Below are 15943 nucleotides of genomic sequence, written 5' to 3'. Positions count from 1 at the left end.
GGCGGGTGGCCGTGGGAGCGGGGCGGTGTGTTCCGCCAGGCCCCGGGATGTCCGGGCCGGGCGCTGGGCCCGGGTGTCCACGGCCGGGCGCTGGGCCGGGGGGCGTGGGCGGGTGCTGGGCCCGGAGGCGCGCGGGCGGGTGCCGGCGCCGGGGCCCGCGACTGCCGCGCCCCGGTCTCCCGGACGGGCCGGGAGGACCGGGGCGCGGCGGGCCGGTGACCGGGGTCAGCCGTTGAGGCCCAGGTTGCCGAAGGCCGGGTTCAGCACGCCGATGACGTTGACGCTGTCGCCCACGACGTTGACCGGGACGTGCACGGGCGCCTGGACGGCGTTGCCCGAGACCACGCCCGGCGAGCCGACGGCCTTGCCCTGCGCGGCGGCACCGTCGGTGGCGGAGGCCATGCCGGCACCGGCGGCGATCAGCCCGCCGGCCACCATCGTCACGGCCGCGGCCTTCTTCAGGTTCTTCACTTGCAGATCCTCCTAGCGATCACCGCGGCAGTCGCCGCGGCACGCACTGGTCAACGGCGGGGCCCGTCAGGGGGTGCGCCATCCGGGTGACATTCCCACGACGGTATGAATCTCAGTCCGTAGGGGAACTCCGCGGAGCGCTCCGGCGTACGCCCCCGGCTCGCCCCGCCGTGCCGTCTCACCCCGCCATGCCGTGCCGTACGGCCCACAGGGCGGCCTGGGTGCGGTCCGCGAGGTCGAGCTTCATGAGGATGTTCGAGACGTGCGTCTTCACCGTCTTCTCCGAGAGCACCAGGGAGCGGGCGATCTCCCGGTTGGACCGGCCGTCCGCGATCAGGCCCAGTACCTCGCGCTCCCGGTCCGTGAGGGAGCCCGCCCGGCCCTGGCCGGAACCGGACTCCTCCTGGGAGAGCAGCGCCCCGGCGACCTCGGGCTGGAGCAGGACGTGCCCCGCGTGGACGGAGCGGATGGCGCCGGCCAGCGCCTCGGGGTCGACGTCCTTGTACACGTAGCCGGCCGCGCCCGCGCGCAGGGCCGGGACGACCGTGCGCCGCTCGGTGAAGCTCGTGACGATCAGTACGCGCGCGGGGTGGTCCAGCTCACGGAGCCGGCGCAGCGCCTCGATGCCGTCCATGCCGGGCATCCGGATGTCCATGAGGATCACGTCGGGCCGCAGCTCGCGGGCGCGCTCGACGCCCTCCGCACCGTCGGCGGCCTCGCCGACCACCGCGATGTCGCCCTGGACCTCCAGGAAGGTGCGCAGGCCCCGGCGGACGACCTGGTGGTCGTCGACGAGCAGCACCTTGATTGCGTCAGCCACCGGGGACCTCCATCTCGATCACGGTGCCCTCGCCGGGCCCGGACTCCACGGTGAGGGCGCCGCCGACGCCGCTCGCCCGGTCCCGCATCGACACCAGGCCCAGGTGGCGGCCTGCGTGGCGCACCGCGTGCGGGTCGAAGCCGCGCCCGTCGTCGGCGACCCGCAGGACGGCTCCCGGACCGCGCCTGCGCAGGGTCACGTCGACGTGGTCGGCGGCGGCGTGCCGCAGGGCGTTGTGCAGGGCCTCCTGGGTGACGCGGAGAAGCGCCTCCTCCTGGGCCGCCGGCAGCGCCCGGACGCCGTGGGCCTCGAAGGTCACGCGCGCGGTGTGAGCGCGGTCGAGCACCTGGATCTGGGTGCGCAGGGTCGCGACGAGCCCGTCCTCGTCCAGGGCCGCGGGGCGCAGCTCGACGACGGCGGCGCGCAGCTCGTCGACGGCCTCGGCGGCGAGGGCGGCGATCTGCTGGAGTTCGCCCTTGGCGCGGGCGGGGTCGCGGTCGACGAGGGTGGCGGCGGCCTGGGCGGTCAGGCGCAGCGAGAAGAGCTTCTGGCTGACGGCGTCGTGCAGCTCGTGGGCGAGGCGGGAGCGTTCCTCGGCGATGGTCAGCTCGCGGCTGCGCTCGTAGAGGCGGGCGTTGGTGAGGGCGATCGCGGCGTGCTGGGCGAGGATGCCGAGCAGTTCCTCGTCCTCCTCGGTGAAGCCGCAGCCGCCGCCGGGCCGGGGGTGGTTCTTGTTGGCGAGGAAGAGGGCGCCGATGACCTCGTCGCCGTCGCGGATGGGCAGGCCGAGGAAGTCGACGAGGTCGGGGTGGGCGTCGGGCCAGCCCTCGAAGCGGGGGTCCTCGCGGACGTCGGCGAGGCGCTGCGGCCGGGCCTCGCTGAGCATGGCGGCGAGGATGCCGTGCTGGCGGGGCAGCGGGCCGATGGCCTTCCACTGGGCCTCGGTGACCCCGTCGACGACGAACTGGGCGAAGCCGCCGTGGTCGTCGGGGACGCCGAGGGCGGCGTACTGGGCGTCGAGCAGTTCGCGGGCCGAGGCGACGATCGTCCCGAGGACGTCGCGCACCTCCAGGTGTCTGCTCATGGCCAGCAGCGCGGAACTCACCGCGGCGAGGCCGGACCGGGGGCCGTGACTCATGACCTCACGGTACCGGCGGGGGGCGGGCCGGGGATCGGGCCGACGGGGGCCCCAGGGCCGGGCCGCGGACCTAGGCCGTTGGTCCCGTGCCCCGGGCGGCAGGGCACCCCGGCCGGGGTGCGGGACCGGGCGGCAGGCGCCCCGTCCGCCCTGGGAGGGGGCTTCCTGGGAAAAGGCTCCCGCGCGCGAGGGCTTCCCCGAGAAGGCTCCCGCGCGCGAGGGGGTGCTCCTCGGGCGGGCCCCGCTCCCCTCACCCACCGCATTGCTCTCGCAACGCGGAGTGAGGCCCACCCGGGCGGGATGTGAGCCCGCGCATAGGGTGCACGTCACGTACGAAGGGGAGTAGGAGGACGACTCGTCCGTTTTGAGCGGGGCGGATGGTCCAATCTGTCCTGATTCACCCTTCCCTGATCCACTACCCGGGATCGTACGTCACACCTTTGCCACCGGATTTTGCTGCCGCTAAGAATGGCTCTCGTCGCTCAGCGCCGCGGGTTCTCCCTCGCGGCGTTTGCACCGGAAACAACCCCCTGTCCCCGCCGGACGAGAGCGACCTCCGCGCCAACGAAGAGGTCTATCCCGCCATGTCGAAGAACATCCTCAACCGTGTCCGCAGTCGTGCCGAGCAGGTTCGCGATCGCGCCGCGACGGTGCGCAACCGCGCCGAGACGGTCGTCCGCCACCGGGCCGAGAGCCTGAACCTCAACCTGAACCGCACCCAGAAGATCGCGATCGCCGGTGTGGGTACGCTCAGCGCCGCCGCCGTCGCGTTCGCCGCGGTTCCGGCGAGCGGGCAGGCGAGCACGAGCGAGGCCGCTCCCACGGCGAAGGTGGCGTACAGCAAGGAGCAGATCAAGGACGTCGAGGCCGGCGTCACCGGTCAGCTCGCCGGCGCGAGCCAGAAGGCCGCCTCCATCGAGGCGAAGAAGGAGGCCGCGAAGAAGTCCGCCGCGGCCGAGAAGAAGGCGTCCGCCGAGTCCGCCGCGAAGAAGCGCGCGGCCAAGAAGAGCACGACGCGCTCCGCGCCGCGCTCGCAGGTCAAGCAGGTCGCCGGCAAGAGCTACACCAACAACCTCGACGGCTGGATCCGTGAGTCCCTGGACATCATGAAGGCCAAGGGCATACCGGGCAGCTACCACGGCCTGCACAAGAACATCATCCGCGAGTCCTCCGGCAACCCGAAGGCCATCAACGACTGGGACATCAACGCCATCAACGGCGTCCCGTCCAAGGGCCTGCTGCAGGTGATCCCGCCGACGTTCGCCGCGTACCACGTCAAGGGCACCTCCTGGGACATCTACGACCCGGTCGCCAACATCACCGCCGCCGCCAACTACGCGGCCGACAAGTACGGCACGATCGACAACGTCAACAGCGCGTACTGAGGACGGCGCGGACCTCTCCCCGCTGACGCACGCGACCGTGCACCGAACGCCGAAGGGCGGCACCCTCCTGACGGGGTGCCGCCCTTCGGGGCCGTCCGGGCACGGGTCACTTGCGCATGACCTCGGGTTCGTGGCGGCGCAGGAAGCGGGCCACGAAGAACCCGCAGATCACCCCGAGGGCGATCAGCGCGGCCATGTCCAGGCTCCAGGCGCCCACCGAGTGGTCCCACAGCGGGTCGGTGCCGGCGCCCGGCTCGGGCGGGCTGATCTTGTTGAAGTCCAGCGTGGCCCCGGCCGCGGCCACCGCCCAGCGCGAGGGCATCAGGTACGAGAACTCGTTGACGCCGACCGTGCCGTGCAGCGTGAAAAGGCACCCGGTGAACACGACCTGGATGATCGCGAACATCACCAGCAGCGGCATGGTCTTCTCGGCCGTCTTCACCAGCGACGAGATGACCAGGCCGAACATCATCGAGGTGAAGCCCAGCGCCATGATCGGCAGGCACATCTCGACCAGCGTGGCGCCGCCGAGGAGCAGTCCCTCGGAGGGCAGCTCCCGGCTGGAGAAGCCGATGACGCCGACCATCAGGCCCTGGAACATGGTGATCATGCCGAGCACGAACACCTTCGACATCAGGTACGCGGAGCGTGACAGGCCGGTCGCGCGCTCCCGCTCGTAGATGACCCGTTCCTTGATCAGCTCGCGGACGGAGTTCGCCGCGCCCGCGAAGCAGGCGCCGACCGCGAGGATCAGCAGGACCGTGGTGGCGGTCCCGTTGGGCACGAGGCGACCGCTCTGCGGGTTGACCGGGTTGGGCAGCAGTCCCCGGTCGGAGTTGATCAGCAGGCTCACCGCGCCGAGCACGGCGGGCAGGATCACCATCAGGCCGAGGAAGCCCTTGTCGGAGGCGATCACCGACACGTAGCGGCGCACCAGCGTGGCGAACTGCGACATCCAGCCCTGCGGCTTCGGCGGCTTCATCGCCTGCATCGGCGCCACCGTGACCGGCTGCGGGGCGACGGCGTCGACCTCCGCGGCGTACATCTGGTAGTGCTGCGAGCCCTTCCAGCGGCCCGCCCAGTCGTAGTCGCGGTAGCTCTCGAAGGCCGAGAAGACGTCGGCCCAGGTCTCGTAGCCGAAGAAGTTCAGGGCCTCCTCGGGCGGGCCGAAGTAGGCGACCGCACCGCCCGGTGCCATGACCAGCAGCTTGTTGCAGAGCGCCAGCTCGGCCACCGAGTGCGTGACGACGAGGACCGTGCGGCCGTCGTCGGCGAGTTCCCGCAGCAGCTTCATGACGTCGCGGTCCATGCCCGGGTCGAGGCCGGAGGTCGGCTCGTCCAGGAAGATCAGCGACGGCTTGGTCAGCAGCTCCAGGGCGACCGAGACGCGCTTGCGCTGGCCGCCGGAGAGGGACGTGACCTTCTTGTCCTTGTGGACGTCCAGCTTCAGCTCGCGCAGCACCTCGTCGATGCGGGCGTCGCGCTCGGCGGCCGTGGTGTCGGCCGGGAAGCGCAGCTTGGCCGCGTACTTCAGGGCCTTCTTGACCGTGAGTTCCTTGTGCAGGATGTCTTCCTGCGGGACCAGGCCGATGCGCTGGCGCAGCTCGGCGAACTGCTTGTACAGGTTCCGGTTGTCGTACAGGACCTCGCCGCGGTCGGCGGGCCGGTAGCCGGTGAGCGCCTTGAGCAGGGTCGACTTGCCGGAACCGGACGGGCCGATGACGCCGATCAGCGACTTCTCGGGGGCGCCGAAGGAGACGTCCCGGAGGATCTGCTTGCCGCCGTCGACGGTGACCGTCAGGTGGCGCGCGGAGAAGGACACCTCGCCGGTGTCGACGAACTCCTCCAGCCGGTCGCCGACGATGCGGAACGTCGAGTGGCCGACGCCCACGATGTCGGCCGGGCCCAGCGTCTGGGCGCCGCCCTTGGGGATCGGCTGGCCGTTGACGTAGGTGCCGTTGTGCGAGCCGAGGTCCCGGATCTCCATGCGGCCGTCGGGCGTCGCGTGGAACTCGGCGTGGTTCCGGGAGACCTGCAGGTCGGAGACGACCAGGTCGTTCTCCAGGGCGCGGCCGATGCGCATGACCCGGCCCAGCGAGAACTGGTGGAACGTGGTCGGGCTGCGGTCGCCGTAGGCCGGCGCCCCCTTCCCCGCTCCCTCGTACCCCTGCTGGTGCGGGACGTGCGGCGCGGCCTGCTGCCGCGGCGGTTCGTACCGCGGCTGCTGCTGCGCCGGGGCCGCCGTCCCCGGTGGCCGGCCGTCGGCGCCCTGACCGGCGTACGGCTGCCGCGCCGGCCCGCCCTGCGAGGTGCCGACCGGGGACTGCGCGCCGGTCAGCGTGACCCGCGGACCGTCGGTCGCGTTGCCCAGGTTCACCACCGAGCCGTCGCCCAGCTCCGTCCGCTGGACGCGCTGTCCGTGCACGAAGGTGCCGTTGGTGCTGCCGTGGTCCTCGACGACCCAGGTCCGGCCGTCGAAGCGGACCGTGGCGTGCCGCCAGGAGACCCTTGCGTCGTCGAAGACGACCTCCCCCTGCGGATCGCGTCCGAGCGCGTAAGACCGGGACGGATCGAGCGTCCAGGTCCGTCCATCAGATTCCAGTACGAGTTCCGGCACTCCATGCCCCACTGAGTTGTCCCCCGAATTTGCCCCCGTCGCGGGGAGTCTAGGGATGTCGAACATCGGTGGGCACTATTTCAGGCTCGGGCCCCTGACCGAAAGCCGGGCCTTGTGAAAACCGTGCGCATGCTGCTCGCGCGGCCACCGACCGGGCGGAACCGGCCCGGACGGACAGGGGTGCGCGAGGCGGACACCGCAAGCGGTGTTCGACGGCCGGCCGCGGCTCGCCGGGCCCCGGGCGGACCCCGGCGGGCAGGGGACGGACCGGGCGTCACGGGTGTCCGCGCGACCCCGGGCGGACCCGGCCGCTCCGTGTCCGTCAGGCGGACCTCGCAGGCGGGAGGCACCAGGTGCCGGATACGGTGGGAACACCATGAGCGCTTCGCAGACCTCTGACGTTCCCACGCTTCTCGTCAAGATCTTCGGCAAGGACCGGCCCGGCATCACGGCCGGCCTGTTCGACACCCTCGCCGCCTACTCCGTCGACGTGGTCGACATCGAGCAGGTCGTCACCCGTGGCCGTATCGTGCTGTGCGCGCTCGTGACCGAGCCGCCCCGGGGGCTGGAAGGCGACCTCCGGGCGACCGTCCACAGCTGGGCGGAGTCGCTGAAGCTCCAGGCCGAGATCATCTCCGGCCTCGGCGACAACCGGCCCCGCGGCCTGGGACGCTCCCTGGTCACCGTCCTCGGACACCCGCTCACCGCCGAGGCGACGGCCGCCATAGCGGCCCGGATCACCGGGGCCTCCGGCAACATCGACCGCATCTTCCGCCTGGCCAAGTACCCCGTCACCGCCGTCGAGTTCGCCGTCTCCGGCGTGGAGACCGAGGTGCTGCGCACCGCGCTGGCCACCGAGGCGGCGGCGCTCGGCGTGGACGTCGCGGTCGTCGGCGCCGGGCTCCAGCGACGGGCCCAGCGCCTGGTCGTGATGGACGTCGACTCCACGCTGATCCAGGACGAGGTGATCGAGCTCTTCGCCGCGCACGCCGGCTGCGAGGACAAGGTCGCCGAGGTGACGGCGGCGGCGATGCGCGGCGAGCTGGACTTCGAGCAGTCCCTGCACGCGCGCGTGGCGCTCCTCGAAGGGCTGGACGCCTCGGTGGTCGAGAAGGTGCGCGGAGAGGTACGGCTGACGCCGGGCGCCCGCACCCTGATCCGTACGCTGAAACGGCTCGGCTACCAGGTCGGCGTCGTCTCCGGCGGGTTCACGCAGGTCACCGACGATCTGAAGGACCGGCTCGGGCTGGACTTCGCGCAGGCCAACACCCTGGAGATCGTCGACGGCCGGCTGACCGGCCGGGTCACCGGCGAGATCGTCGACCGCGCGGGCAAGGCCCGGCTGCTGCGCCGCTTCGCCGCCGAGGCGGGGGTGCCGCTGTCGCAGACGGTGGCGATCGGTGACGGCGCCAACGACCTGGACATGCTGAACGCGGCAGGGCTCGGCGTCGCCTTCAACGCCAAGCCGGTGGTGCGTCAGGCCGCCTACACCGCGGTGAACGTGCCCTTCCTGGACACCGTGCTCTACCTGCTGGGCATCACCCGCGAGGAGGTCGAGGCGGCGGACACCGTCGACCAGGGCTAGGCGTTTCGGCGGGCCGGTCCCCCATGCGCGGCATCGCTTCCGCGTCGCCGGTCACCTGCGGGTGGAGGAGACCTTCCTCTGGCCGATGCCTTCCAAGCGGTCCGGTCACCAGCGTGACGGGTCAGGCACCGAGCTGGTCGGCACCTACCAGAACCGGGCCAGCGTGCCGCGGGACGTATGGCTCTCGCTGCTGCGGGAGGCCCGGCAGGAGATCGGCGTCCTCGTCTTCTCCGGCACGTTCTTCGCCCAGTCCAACCCGCACGTCGCCAAGATGCTCTCCGAACGCGCCGCCGAGGGCGTCCGAGTTCGCCTGTGCTTCGGCAACCCTGACGGGCAGGCGGTCGCCGTCCGGGGCCGTGAGGAGGGAATCGGCGACACACTCGCCGCCAAGATCCGCGCCTCGCTGACGTACTACCGTCCGCTGCTGGGCGAGGCCGGGTGTGCGGTGCGTCTGCACGACACCACGCTTTACACGTCCATGTTCCGCTACGACGACGACCTCCTCGTCAACCCCCACGTCTGGGGGCAGCCGGCCAGCGCCAACCCGCTCCTCCACCTCAGGAGAGCCGACGGCACGGGGTGGTTCGACAACTGCGCTCGGAGCTTCGACGCCGTCTGGGCCGCCGCACGGCCGTGGGCACCCGACCAGGAGAGGACCGCCGACCATGGGCAGGACTGAGTACTACAACGACCCGGCCGCGCCGAAGGCGAACACCCTCATCCCGGCCAGCAATCTGCTCGTCGTCGACGAGACGGGTGCCATCCTCCTCCAGCGCCGCCGCGACACCGGACAGTGGGCGCTTCCCGGCGGAGCCCAGGACATCGGCGAGACCGCGGCCCAGTGCGCGGTCCGCGAGTGTCTGGAGGAGACCGGCATCATCGCGGAGATCACCGGCTTCCTCGGCGTCTACACCAACCCGAACCACATCGTCGCCTACACCGACGGCGAGATCCGCCAGCAGTACGAGAACACCTACATCGGGCGCCCCGTCGGCGGGGCGCCCACGGTCAACGACGAGGCCGACGGAGTCCGCTTCGTCCAGCCGGCCGACCTCGACCAGTACGACATCCACCCCAGCATGCGCCAGCAGATCGGCGACTACCTCGCCGGCACGTATCCCCACCTCGGCTGAGCTGCCACAGCGGCCTCGATCCGCTCGATGGAGGAGAAGATCTCCGGCGCCGCCCGCCGGATGAACCGACCGACCACGCTGTCCGCGCCATAACGGCCGACGATCTCCGCGACCCGCTCTCGCGCCATCGTCCGGCCGCCGTCTGGCGTCGTCGTCATGTCGCAATACACGAGGGCGTCCACCAACAGCGGATCGTCCAGCAACGGGAACTCCCTCGCCAACTCCTCGCGCAGCCCCCGTTCTTCCGCCTCCAGCAGCGCGAACGAGTGGTTCGGCACCAGACGGGTCAGCCTCTCACCGGCACCGTGCGCGTCCCGTAGGAAGCGCGCGCCATCGAGCGGATGGAACCCGGTGGTCGCCAAGCGAGGCGCGTATCCCACGTCGTGCAGGAGCGCGGCCGAGATCAGCAGGTCAGCGTCCTTCCCCAGGATCAGCCCGATCTCGGCCGCCCGGTCTGCGACTCCACGGCTGTGCGCCCAGCGTCGTGGGAGCACCTTCCCGGGTTCGGCCGCCGCGATCCGCCTGGCCCAGCCCACCCTCTCCTCGTTCATGGCCCTCTGCATGCCCCGCCGAGTGGCTGCCAGTCGTATCGGTCACCGTCCCGCCTCAGTGGGCCCGTCGCTCGGCAGTGAGGTGATCCACCGGACGACGGGGGCGGCCCAAGAGGGCGTATCTCTGCTCGGAGCCCGACGGGAGCCGGCCGGAGTGCCGCCGGCCCGGTGGGCCGTGTGTACGTCGGGGCCCGGTGCCGTGGGGGTGTTCCCCGGCACCGGGTGCCCTCGGCGTGGTGTGGGCGGCCGGGCTCAGTCGGCCGGCGTCCAGTAGTCGGCCAGCGTGGCCACCCCGGGCTCGACGGACTTCCAGGACCCGGTGAAGGTCAGGACCGCGAACGCGGCGGTCGGGAAGCCGCGCCTGCCCATGTGCTCGCGGGGCTCGTCCTCGGCGTCGCCGGCCAGGATCTCGGCGAGCCCCTGCATTCCCGGGTTGTGCCCGATGACCAGCACGTTCCGCAGGTCGTCGGGGGTCTCGTTGAGCACGGCGATCAGCTCGCCGGGCGACGCCTCGTAGAGGCGCTCCTCGTAGACGGTTTTCGGCCGCTGTGGGAACTCCTGGACGGCGAGCTTCCAGGTCTCGCGCGTGCGCTGCGCGGTGGAACACAGTGCCTGGTCGAAGGGGATGCCGGTGTCCGCGAGCCGGCGCCCGGCCTCCGCGGCCTCCTTGCGGCCCCGTTCGGCGAGCGGCCGCTCGTGGTCGCTCACCTGGGGCCAGTCGGCTTTCGCATGCCGGAAGAGTGTGATCCTGCGGGGTTCTGCGACGCTCATGCACCCCAGCTTCGCATGAAACAGGCCACGGGGCGCAGGGAGTTGACATGGGGATTCACCAGACCGGGGCAGGTCGGAGCCTCCGGCCCGCCCGCGGTGCGGCCAAGGTCAGCGCAGGGTGAGGTGCCGGGCCCAGTGCAGGAAGTGCGCGAGGACCGGTTCGCCGGCGGCGGCACGGGCCTGCGAGGGGTTGAGCACCATCAGCAGCAGGACGAGGAAGGTCAGCACGGGAAGGGCCAGCGCCCACCAGGGCAGCCGGGTCCCGGCCCCGCCCCGGGTCGCCGGCCGGGGCCGGGGGTACAGAGGGGCCGACATGAGTGCCTCCGGTGTCTTCGGGCGTCCCTGGCGCGTGCCGCGTACCGCCTCTCGCGGTCACGTCACGACGCTACGGAAGGCGCGGGCCCCGGCCCATCCGGTGATCCACCCACTCGCCCCTGAGCCTGACCCCCTAGGGGATGGGGGGCCAGCCCTACCCCCGGCCCCACCCCGCCCCGGCTTCGGCTTCGGCTTCGGCTTCGGCTTCGGCTTCGGCTTCGGCTTCGGCTTCGGCTTCGGAGGGAACGACGCACCAGGGACGTTCGCCCGCGCGGCGCGGCGCCCGGAGGGCTTGCCCCCGTACCGGGCCCGGCCGGTGGCGGAGGCTCCCCGGCCGGACGGAGGCGGGCTTCGGGGGCGGTACGGACGGCGGACGAGGGTGCCGGGGCTGACGGCGGGGCCGGGTGCGAACGGGGGCCGGGGACGTACGGTCCCCGGGGCGTCGTGGCCCCGGAAGTGCCGTCGTACGGCCCGGGAGGGTACGGCTCCGGGACGTCAGGGGGCGACGAGCGTGGCGATGATGCCGATGACCACGAAGATCGCAAGGAAGCCGCCGAAGACGAGCAGCATCTTCTTCTGGCCGTTCGGGGGGTTGGGATCGAGCATGCCGCCAGTGTCCCATCTCCCCCCGCGCGACCGGTTCGCGGGTCCGGTCCGCGGGGCCCGGTCACGCGGGGCCGCCTCACCCGCGCTCCGGCCGGGCGGCCGGGTCAGCGGGCCGCCTCGTCCTCCACCGTGCGGTTGCGGCCGGCCAGGACGCCGAAGATCATCTGCGGCACCATCAGCCCGGCCATCAGCGCGATCGGCAGGCCCCAGCCGCCGCTGTGCTGGTAGAGGACGCCGACCAGGAGCGGGCCGGGGATGGAGATCAGGTAGCCGGTGCTCTGCGCGAACGCCGAGAGCTGGGCGACGCCCGCGCCGGTCCGGGCCCGCAGGCCGACCATGGTCAGGGCCAGCGGGAAGGCACAGTTGGCGACGCCGAGGAACAGCGCCCAGACCCAGGCGCCGGCCGCCGGGGCCAGGTACATCCCGGTGTAGCCGACGAGCCCGAAGACGCCCAGCAGCACCACGATGGGGCCCTGATGGGGCAGACGCGAGGCCACCCTCGGGATGACGAAGGCCAGCGGCACGCCCATCACCATGATCACGGCGAGGAGCAGTCCGGCGGTCCCGGCGGGCACGCCCGCGTCCCGGTAGACCTGCGCCATCCAGCCCATGGTGATGTACGCGGCGGTGGCCTGGAGGCCGAAGAAGACGGCGAGCGCCCAGGCCGTGCCGCTGCGGGCCATACGCAGCACCGGCACCTCGGCGGAGGACCCGGGGGCCGGGCGCGTGGCGGAGGGCTCGGCGGCGGTCTCCGGCCGGGCCGACGTGCCGCGTTCGCGGACGAAGGGCAGCCAGGGCAGGACGGCGGCCACCCCGAGGAGCGCCCACACCGCGAGGCCCGGACGCCAGCCGCCGCCCATGAGGCCGGTCAGCGGCACGGTGACCGCGGCGGCGGCCGAGGTGCCGCAGGCCAGGGCCATCGAGTACAGGCCGGTCATGGTGCCGACGCGGTCGGGGAAGTAGCGCTTGACGATGACCGGCATCAGGACGTTGCTGACCGCGATGCCCATCAGGGCCAGGGCGGTGGCCGCCAGGAAACCGGCCGTGCCGCCGGCGTAGGGCCGGATCGCCAGACCGGCGCCGATGGCGACCATGCCGAGGCAGACCACCGCACCGAGGCCGAAGCGGCGGGCCAGGCGGGGGGCGGCGACACCGAAGACGGCGAAGCACAGCGGGGGCACGGAGGTGAGCAGTCCGGCGACGCTGCCGCTCATGCCGAGTCCGTCGCGGACCTCCTCCAGGAGGGCGCCGAGGCTTGTGATGGCCGGGCGCAGGTTGAGCGCGGCCAGGACGATGCCGGCGATGAGCAGCCGGGTCGTCCAGCGCGTCCACGCGGGTGCGGCGCTCCCCGCCGGGCCGCCGGGCCCGTCGGGTACCCGGGCACCGGGCTCGGCCGCGGTACCGGCGGTGGTGGAGTGCAGCGTCCGGGTTTCCTCACTAGCCATGGGGTCCATCATAGAATCATGGGATGATTGGTTGTCCACTGCGCGAAGCGCCGTACGGACCCGTTGCGCAGACCCCTTGCGAAGGTGAGTCATGACTCTCGCCCATCCCCGTCGTGCCGCCCTGTCCGAGCAGGTCATCGCGGTGTTGCGGCAGCAGATCGCCTCCGGCGAGTGGCCCGTCGGCTCCCGCATCCCGACGGAGCCGGAGCTGGTCGAGCAGCTCGGTGTGGCACGGAACACGGTCCGGGAAGCGGTCCGGGCGCTCGCCCACAACGGCCTCCTGGACATCCGGCAGGGCTCCGGCACGTACGTCGCGGCCACGAGCGAGCTGGCGGGCGTGATGCACCGGCGCTTCGCGGACGCCGATCCCCGGCACGTCGCCGAACTGCGCTCGACACTGGAGTCGGCCGCCGCCCGGCTCGCCGCCCGCCGGCGCACCGACAAGGACCTCAAGCAGCTCGACGCGCTGATGGTGGGCCGCGAGGAGGCCTGGCGGTCGGGTGACACGGAGGCGTTCGTGACGGCGGACGCGACCTTCCACCTGGCCGTGGTGGCCGCGTCCCACAACGACGTGCTGACCGCGCTGTACGCGGACCTCGGCGAGGTGATGCGGCAGTGGCTGCGGGACGACATCGGCGCGGAGATGACGCCGGAGACGCACATGGACCACGCGCGGCTGGTCGAGGCGATCCGGGCGGGGGACGCCGGGACGGCCGGGACGGAGGCGGCGGGGTACCCGTTCGTGTGCCGGCCGGGGCGGGTCAGCGTGCCGGTTCGTGAGTGACCCAGGCGGAGTCGACGTCCTTCCAGCAGCGTCCGGTGAGTTCGACGGTGCGGGTGGGGGCGGCCTCCGCCGGGGTTCCGTCGGTGTCGATGTCCCACCAGCGGGCGCACTCGATGTGCAGCGCGACGCGGTCCGGTTCGGGGGACGGGTTGTGGCAGTGGGCGGTGACCCGGGACCCGTCGACGCGGACCCGGCACTCGGCGCCGGACGGTCCGGCCGGGGCCGTGGACGCGCGGGAGCCGTCGTGCACGGGGCGTGCGGGGGTCGCGCGGTGTACGGGGGCGGCGTACGCGGGGGCGGCGTGCACGGGGTGCGACAGGACCGCGAGGCAGGCGACGGCGAGGGCCGCTGAGGCCGGGCGGTGGGGAAAGCCGCACAAGGGGACCTCCTCGGCCAGGCTGGGGAGGGAAGCGCGGGGGGAATCCGGTCTCCAGCCTGCGCCGGACGCGCCCCGCCCGCCCGGCCGGCTGGGCCGGCCGGGTGAACGGCCGGCGCCCCACGCCCCTTCGGATGGCCGCGCACGCCCTCCGCCGGGCCGCGGGCAGGCTCCGGGCGTTGGTCTCCGGACGGCCGCGGGCACTCTCCGGACGGCCTCAGGCGGTCTCCGGACGGCCGCGGGGGGAGGCCGAGGCGACCCGGCCGCCCCCGCCGGTCGGCCGGGTGAACGCCGAGGGCCCGCGTCCGGTCGGACGCGGGCCCCGTGAGGCGGAGCGGTGAGGGCGCCGACGGCGCCGGACCGGTCAGGCGCCGATGGCGTGCAGACCGCCGTCGACGTGGACGATCTCGCCCGTCGTCTTCGGGAACCAGTCGCTCAGCAGGGCGACGACACCGCGGCCGGCCGGCTCCGGGTCCTTCAGGTCCCACTCCAGGGGGGAGCGGGTGTCCCACACCGAGGCCAGCTCGCCGAAGCCCGGGATGGACTTGGCGGCCATCGAGCCGAGCGGGCCGGCGGAGACGAGGTTGCAGCGGATGTTCTGCTTGCCGAGGTCGCGGGCCATGTAGCGGCTGGTGGCCTCCAGGGCGGCCTTGGCCGGGCCCATCCAGTCGTACTGCGGCCAGGCGAACTGGGCGTCGAAGGTCAGGCCGACGACCGAGCCGCCGTTCTGCATCAGCGGCAGGCAGGCCATGGTCAGCGACTTCAGGGAGTACGCCGAGACGTGCATGGCCGTGGCGACCGACTCGAACGGCGTGTTGAGGAAGTTGCCGCCGAGCGCGTCCTGCGGCGCGAAGCCGATGGAGTGCACGACGCCGTCGAGACCGCCCAGCTCCTCGCCGACGACGTCGGCCAGGCGCGCGAGGTGCTCGTCGTTGGTGACGTCCAGCTCGATGACCTTGGCGGGCTTGGGCAGCTTCTTGGCGATGCGCTCGGTCAGCGTGGGCCGCGGGAAGGCGGTGAGGATGATCTCGGCGCCCTGCTCCTGGGCCAGCTTGGCCGTGTGGAAGGCGATGGAGGACTCCGTCAGCACACCGGTGATCAGGATGCGCTTGCCTTCGAGAATTCCGCTCATGGTGATCAGTGACCCATTCCCAGTCCGCCGTCAACGGGAATGACGGCTCCAGTGATGTACGAGGCGTCGTCCGAGGCGAGGAATCGCACCGCCGCGGCGATCTCCTCCGGCTGCGCGTACCGGCCGAGCGGCACCTGCGAGACGATGCCCGCGCGCTGCTCGTCGGTGAGGACCTTGGTCATGTCGGTGTCGACGAAACCGGGCGCGACGACGTTGAAGGTGATGTTGCGCGAGCCCAGCTCACGGGCGAGGGAGCGCGCGAAGCCGACCAGGGCGGCCTTGGAGGCGGCGTAGTTCGCCTGTCCCGCGGAGCCGAGCAGCCCGACGACGGAGGAGATGAGGACGACACGGCCCTTCTTGGCGCGCAGCATGGCGCGGTTGGCGCGCTTGACGACGCGGAAGGTGCCGGTGAGGTTGGTGTCGACGACGGAGGTGAAGTCCTCCTCGGACATGCGCATCAGGAGCTGGTCCTTGGTGACGCCGGCGTTGGCGACCAGGACCTCGACGGGACCGTGGGTCTCCTCGATCTCCTTGTAGGCCTGCTCCACCTGTTCGCTGTCGGTGATGTCGCACTTGACGGCCAGGAAGCCCTCCGGCGGCTCGCCCGAGCGGTACGTGACCGCGACCTTGTCGCCCGCGTCGGCGAACGCGCGGGCGATGGCGAGGCCGATGCCCCGGTTGCCTCCGGTGACGAGAACCGAGCGGCTCATCGGATCACCCTTTCCCTAGCTGGTACTCCGCCCGAGCACCCGGATGACCAGTGGCGACGACAGGCGGCTTCCCCGAAAACCTATCGGTCCGCGTCCCGTCCCGG

Annotated in this window: 17 protein-coding genes; 5 read left to right on the top strand and 12 right to left on the bottom strand. The window is 72.4% G+C overall.

Going from position 1 to position 15943, the window contains the following annotated elements; all coding sequences use genetic code 11:
- Positions 1-225 precede the first annotated feature (225 nt).
- The 3 genes from chpE to VM636_RS23735 form a co-directional block, all read right to left on the bottom strand.
- Positions 226-471, bottom strand: a complete 246-nt coding sequence (gene chpE, locus VM636_RS23745) for a chaplin ChpE (protein WP_030419927.1) — start codon at positions 469-471, stop codon at positions 226-228.
- A gap of 178 nt (positions 472-649) precedes the next feature.
- A complete protein-coding gene (locus tag VM636_RS23740) occupies positions 650-1291 on the bottom strand; it encodes a response regulator transcription factor (protein ID WP_030419928.1) in 642 nt (213 codons plus the stop codon).
- The gene (locus tag VM636_RS23735) at positions 1284-2429 is read right to left on the bottom strand and encodes a GAF domain-containing sensor histidine kinase (protein WP_030419929.1); all 1146 of its coding nucleotides are present in this window, start codon (positions 2427-2429) and stop codon (positions 1284-1286) included. The genes VM636_RS23740 and VM636_RS23735 overlap by 8 nt, the downstream gene beginning before the upstream one ends.
- Positions 2430-3013: 584 nt before the next feature.
- On the opposite strand from VM636_RS23735, the gene VM636_RS23730 reads away from it, so the two are divergent.
- Positions 3014-3814, top strand: coding sequence for a transglycosylase SLT domain-containing protein (locus VM636_RS23730; RefSeq protein ID WP_078855875.1), 801 nt, complete (start codon positions 3014-3016; stop codon positions 3812-3814).
- Between the two features lie 106 nt (positions 3815-3920).
- On the opposite strand, the gene VM636_RS23725 is transcribed toward VM636_RS23730, so the two are convergent.
- A complete protein-coding gene (locus VM636_RS23725) occupies positions 3921-6431 on the bottom strand; it encodes an FHA domain-containing protein (protein WP_338485625.1) in 2511 nt (836 codons plus the stop codon).
- Between the two features lie 376 nt (positions 6432-6807).
- On the opposite strand from VM636_RS23725, the gene serB reads away from it, so the two are divergent.
- The 3 genes from serB to VM636_RS23710 all read left to right on the top strand — a co-directional run bounded on the left by serB (position 6808) and on the right by VM636_RS23710 (position 9149).
- Complete coding sequence (gene serB, locus VM636_RS23720) at positions 6808-8016, top strand: phosphoserine phosphatase SerB (protein WP_030419932.1); 1209 nt, start codon at positions 6808-6810, stop codon at positions 8014-8016.
- An 85-nt stretch (positions 8017-8101) separates the two neighbouring features.
- Positions 8102-8695 (top strand): XRE family transcriptional regulator, encoded by a 594-nt coding sequence (locus VM636_RS23715; RefSeq protein WP_338485622.1) that lies wholly within the window; start codon positions 8102-8104, stop codon positions 8693-8695.
- Positions 8682-9149 carry an NUDIX domain-containing protein gene (locus VM636_RS23710; RefSeq protein WP_338485620.1) on the top strand — a complete coding sequence of 156 codons (468 nt, stop codon included), beginning with the start codon at positions 8682-8684 and terminating at the stop codon, positions 9147-9149. Before VM636_RS23715 ends, VM636_RS23710 begins: the two co-directional genes overlap by 14 nt.
- Here the strand turns inward: VM636_RS23710 and VM636_RS23705 are convergent.
- The 5 genes from VM636_RS23705 to VM636_RS23685 form a co-directional block, all read right to left on the bottom strand.
- Entirely contained in the window at positions 9116-9700 is a 585-nt protein-coding gene (locus VM636_RS23705; RefSeq protein WP_338485618.1) for an HD domain-containing protein, read from the bottom strand. The two genes, VM636_RS23710 and VM636_RS23705, sit on opposite strands and share 34 nt — an antisense overlap.
- Positions 9701-9952: 252 nt before the next feature.
- Entirely contained in the window at positions 9953-10471 is a 519-nt protein-coding gene (locus tag VM636_RS23700; protein WP_053912673.1) for a histidine phosphatase family protein, read from the bottom strand.
- 108 nt (positions 10472-10579) lie between these two features.
- On the bottom strand, positions 10580-10786 hold the full coding sequence (locus tag VM636_RS23695; protein WP_030419936.1) for a hypothetical protein: 207 nt from the start codon (positions 10784-10786) through the stop codon (positions 10580-10582).
- 495 nt (positions 10787-11281) lie between these two features.
- Complete coding sequence (locus VM636_RS23690; protein WP_078855876.1) at positions 11282-11392, bottom strand: SGM_5486 family transporter-associated protein; 111 nt, start codon at positions 11390-11392, stop codon at positions 11282-11284.
- A gap of 104 nt (positions 11393-11496) precedes the next feature.
- Complete coding sequence (locus VM636_RS23685) at positions 11497-12849, bottom strand: CynX/NimT family MFS transporter (RefSeq protein WP_199825436.1); 1353 nt, start codon at positions 12847-12849, stop codon at positions 11497-11499.
- 79 nt (positions 12850-12928) lie between these two features.
- On the opposite strand from VM636_RS23685, the gene VM636_RS23680 reads away from it, so the two are divergent.
- Positions 12929-13621 (top strand): FadR/GntR family transcriptional regulator, encoded by a 693-nt coding sequence (locus VM636_RS23680; RefSeq protein ID WP_030419938.1) that lies wholly within the window; start codon positions 12929-12931, stop codon positions 13619-13621.
- Here VM636_RS23680 and VM636_RS23675 read toward each other — a convergent pair.
- From VM636_RS23675 to fabG, 3 genes are all read right to left on the bottom strand, one after another.
- Positions 13599-13871, bottom strand: a complete 273-nt coding sequence (locus VM636_RS23675) for a hypothetical protein (protein WP_338486435.1) — start codon at positions 13869-13871, stop codon at positions 13599-13601. The two genes, VM636_RS23680 and VM636_RS23675, sit on opposite strands and share 23 nt — an antisense overlap.
- 490 nt (positions 13872-14361) lie before the next feature.
- A complete protein-coding gene (fabI, locus tag VM636_RS23670) occupies positions 14362-15129 on the bottom strand; it encodes an enoyl-ACP reductase FabI (RefSeq protein WP_030419940.1) in 768 nt (255 codons plus the stop codon).
- A 5-nt stretch (positions 15130-15134) separates the two neighbouring features.
- Entirely contained in the window at positions 15135-15839 is a 705-nt protein-coding gene (gene fabG, locus VM636_RS23665) for a 3-oxoacyl-[acyl-carrier-protein] reductase (RefSeq protein ID WP_030419941.1), read from the bottom strand.
- Positions 15840-15943: the final 104 nt, after the last annotated feature.

Origin of the sequence: Streptomyces sp. SCSIO 75703 (assembly GCF_036607905.1) — a bacterium.
Classification (GTDB): domain Bacteria; phylum Actinomycetota; class Actinomycetes; order Streptomycetales; family Streptomycetaceae; genus Streptomyces.
Note: the sequence above shows the minus strand (reverse complement) of the source record. Positions and strands in the feature narration are given on the sequence as shown.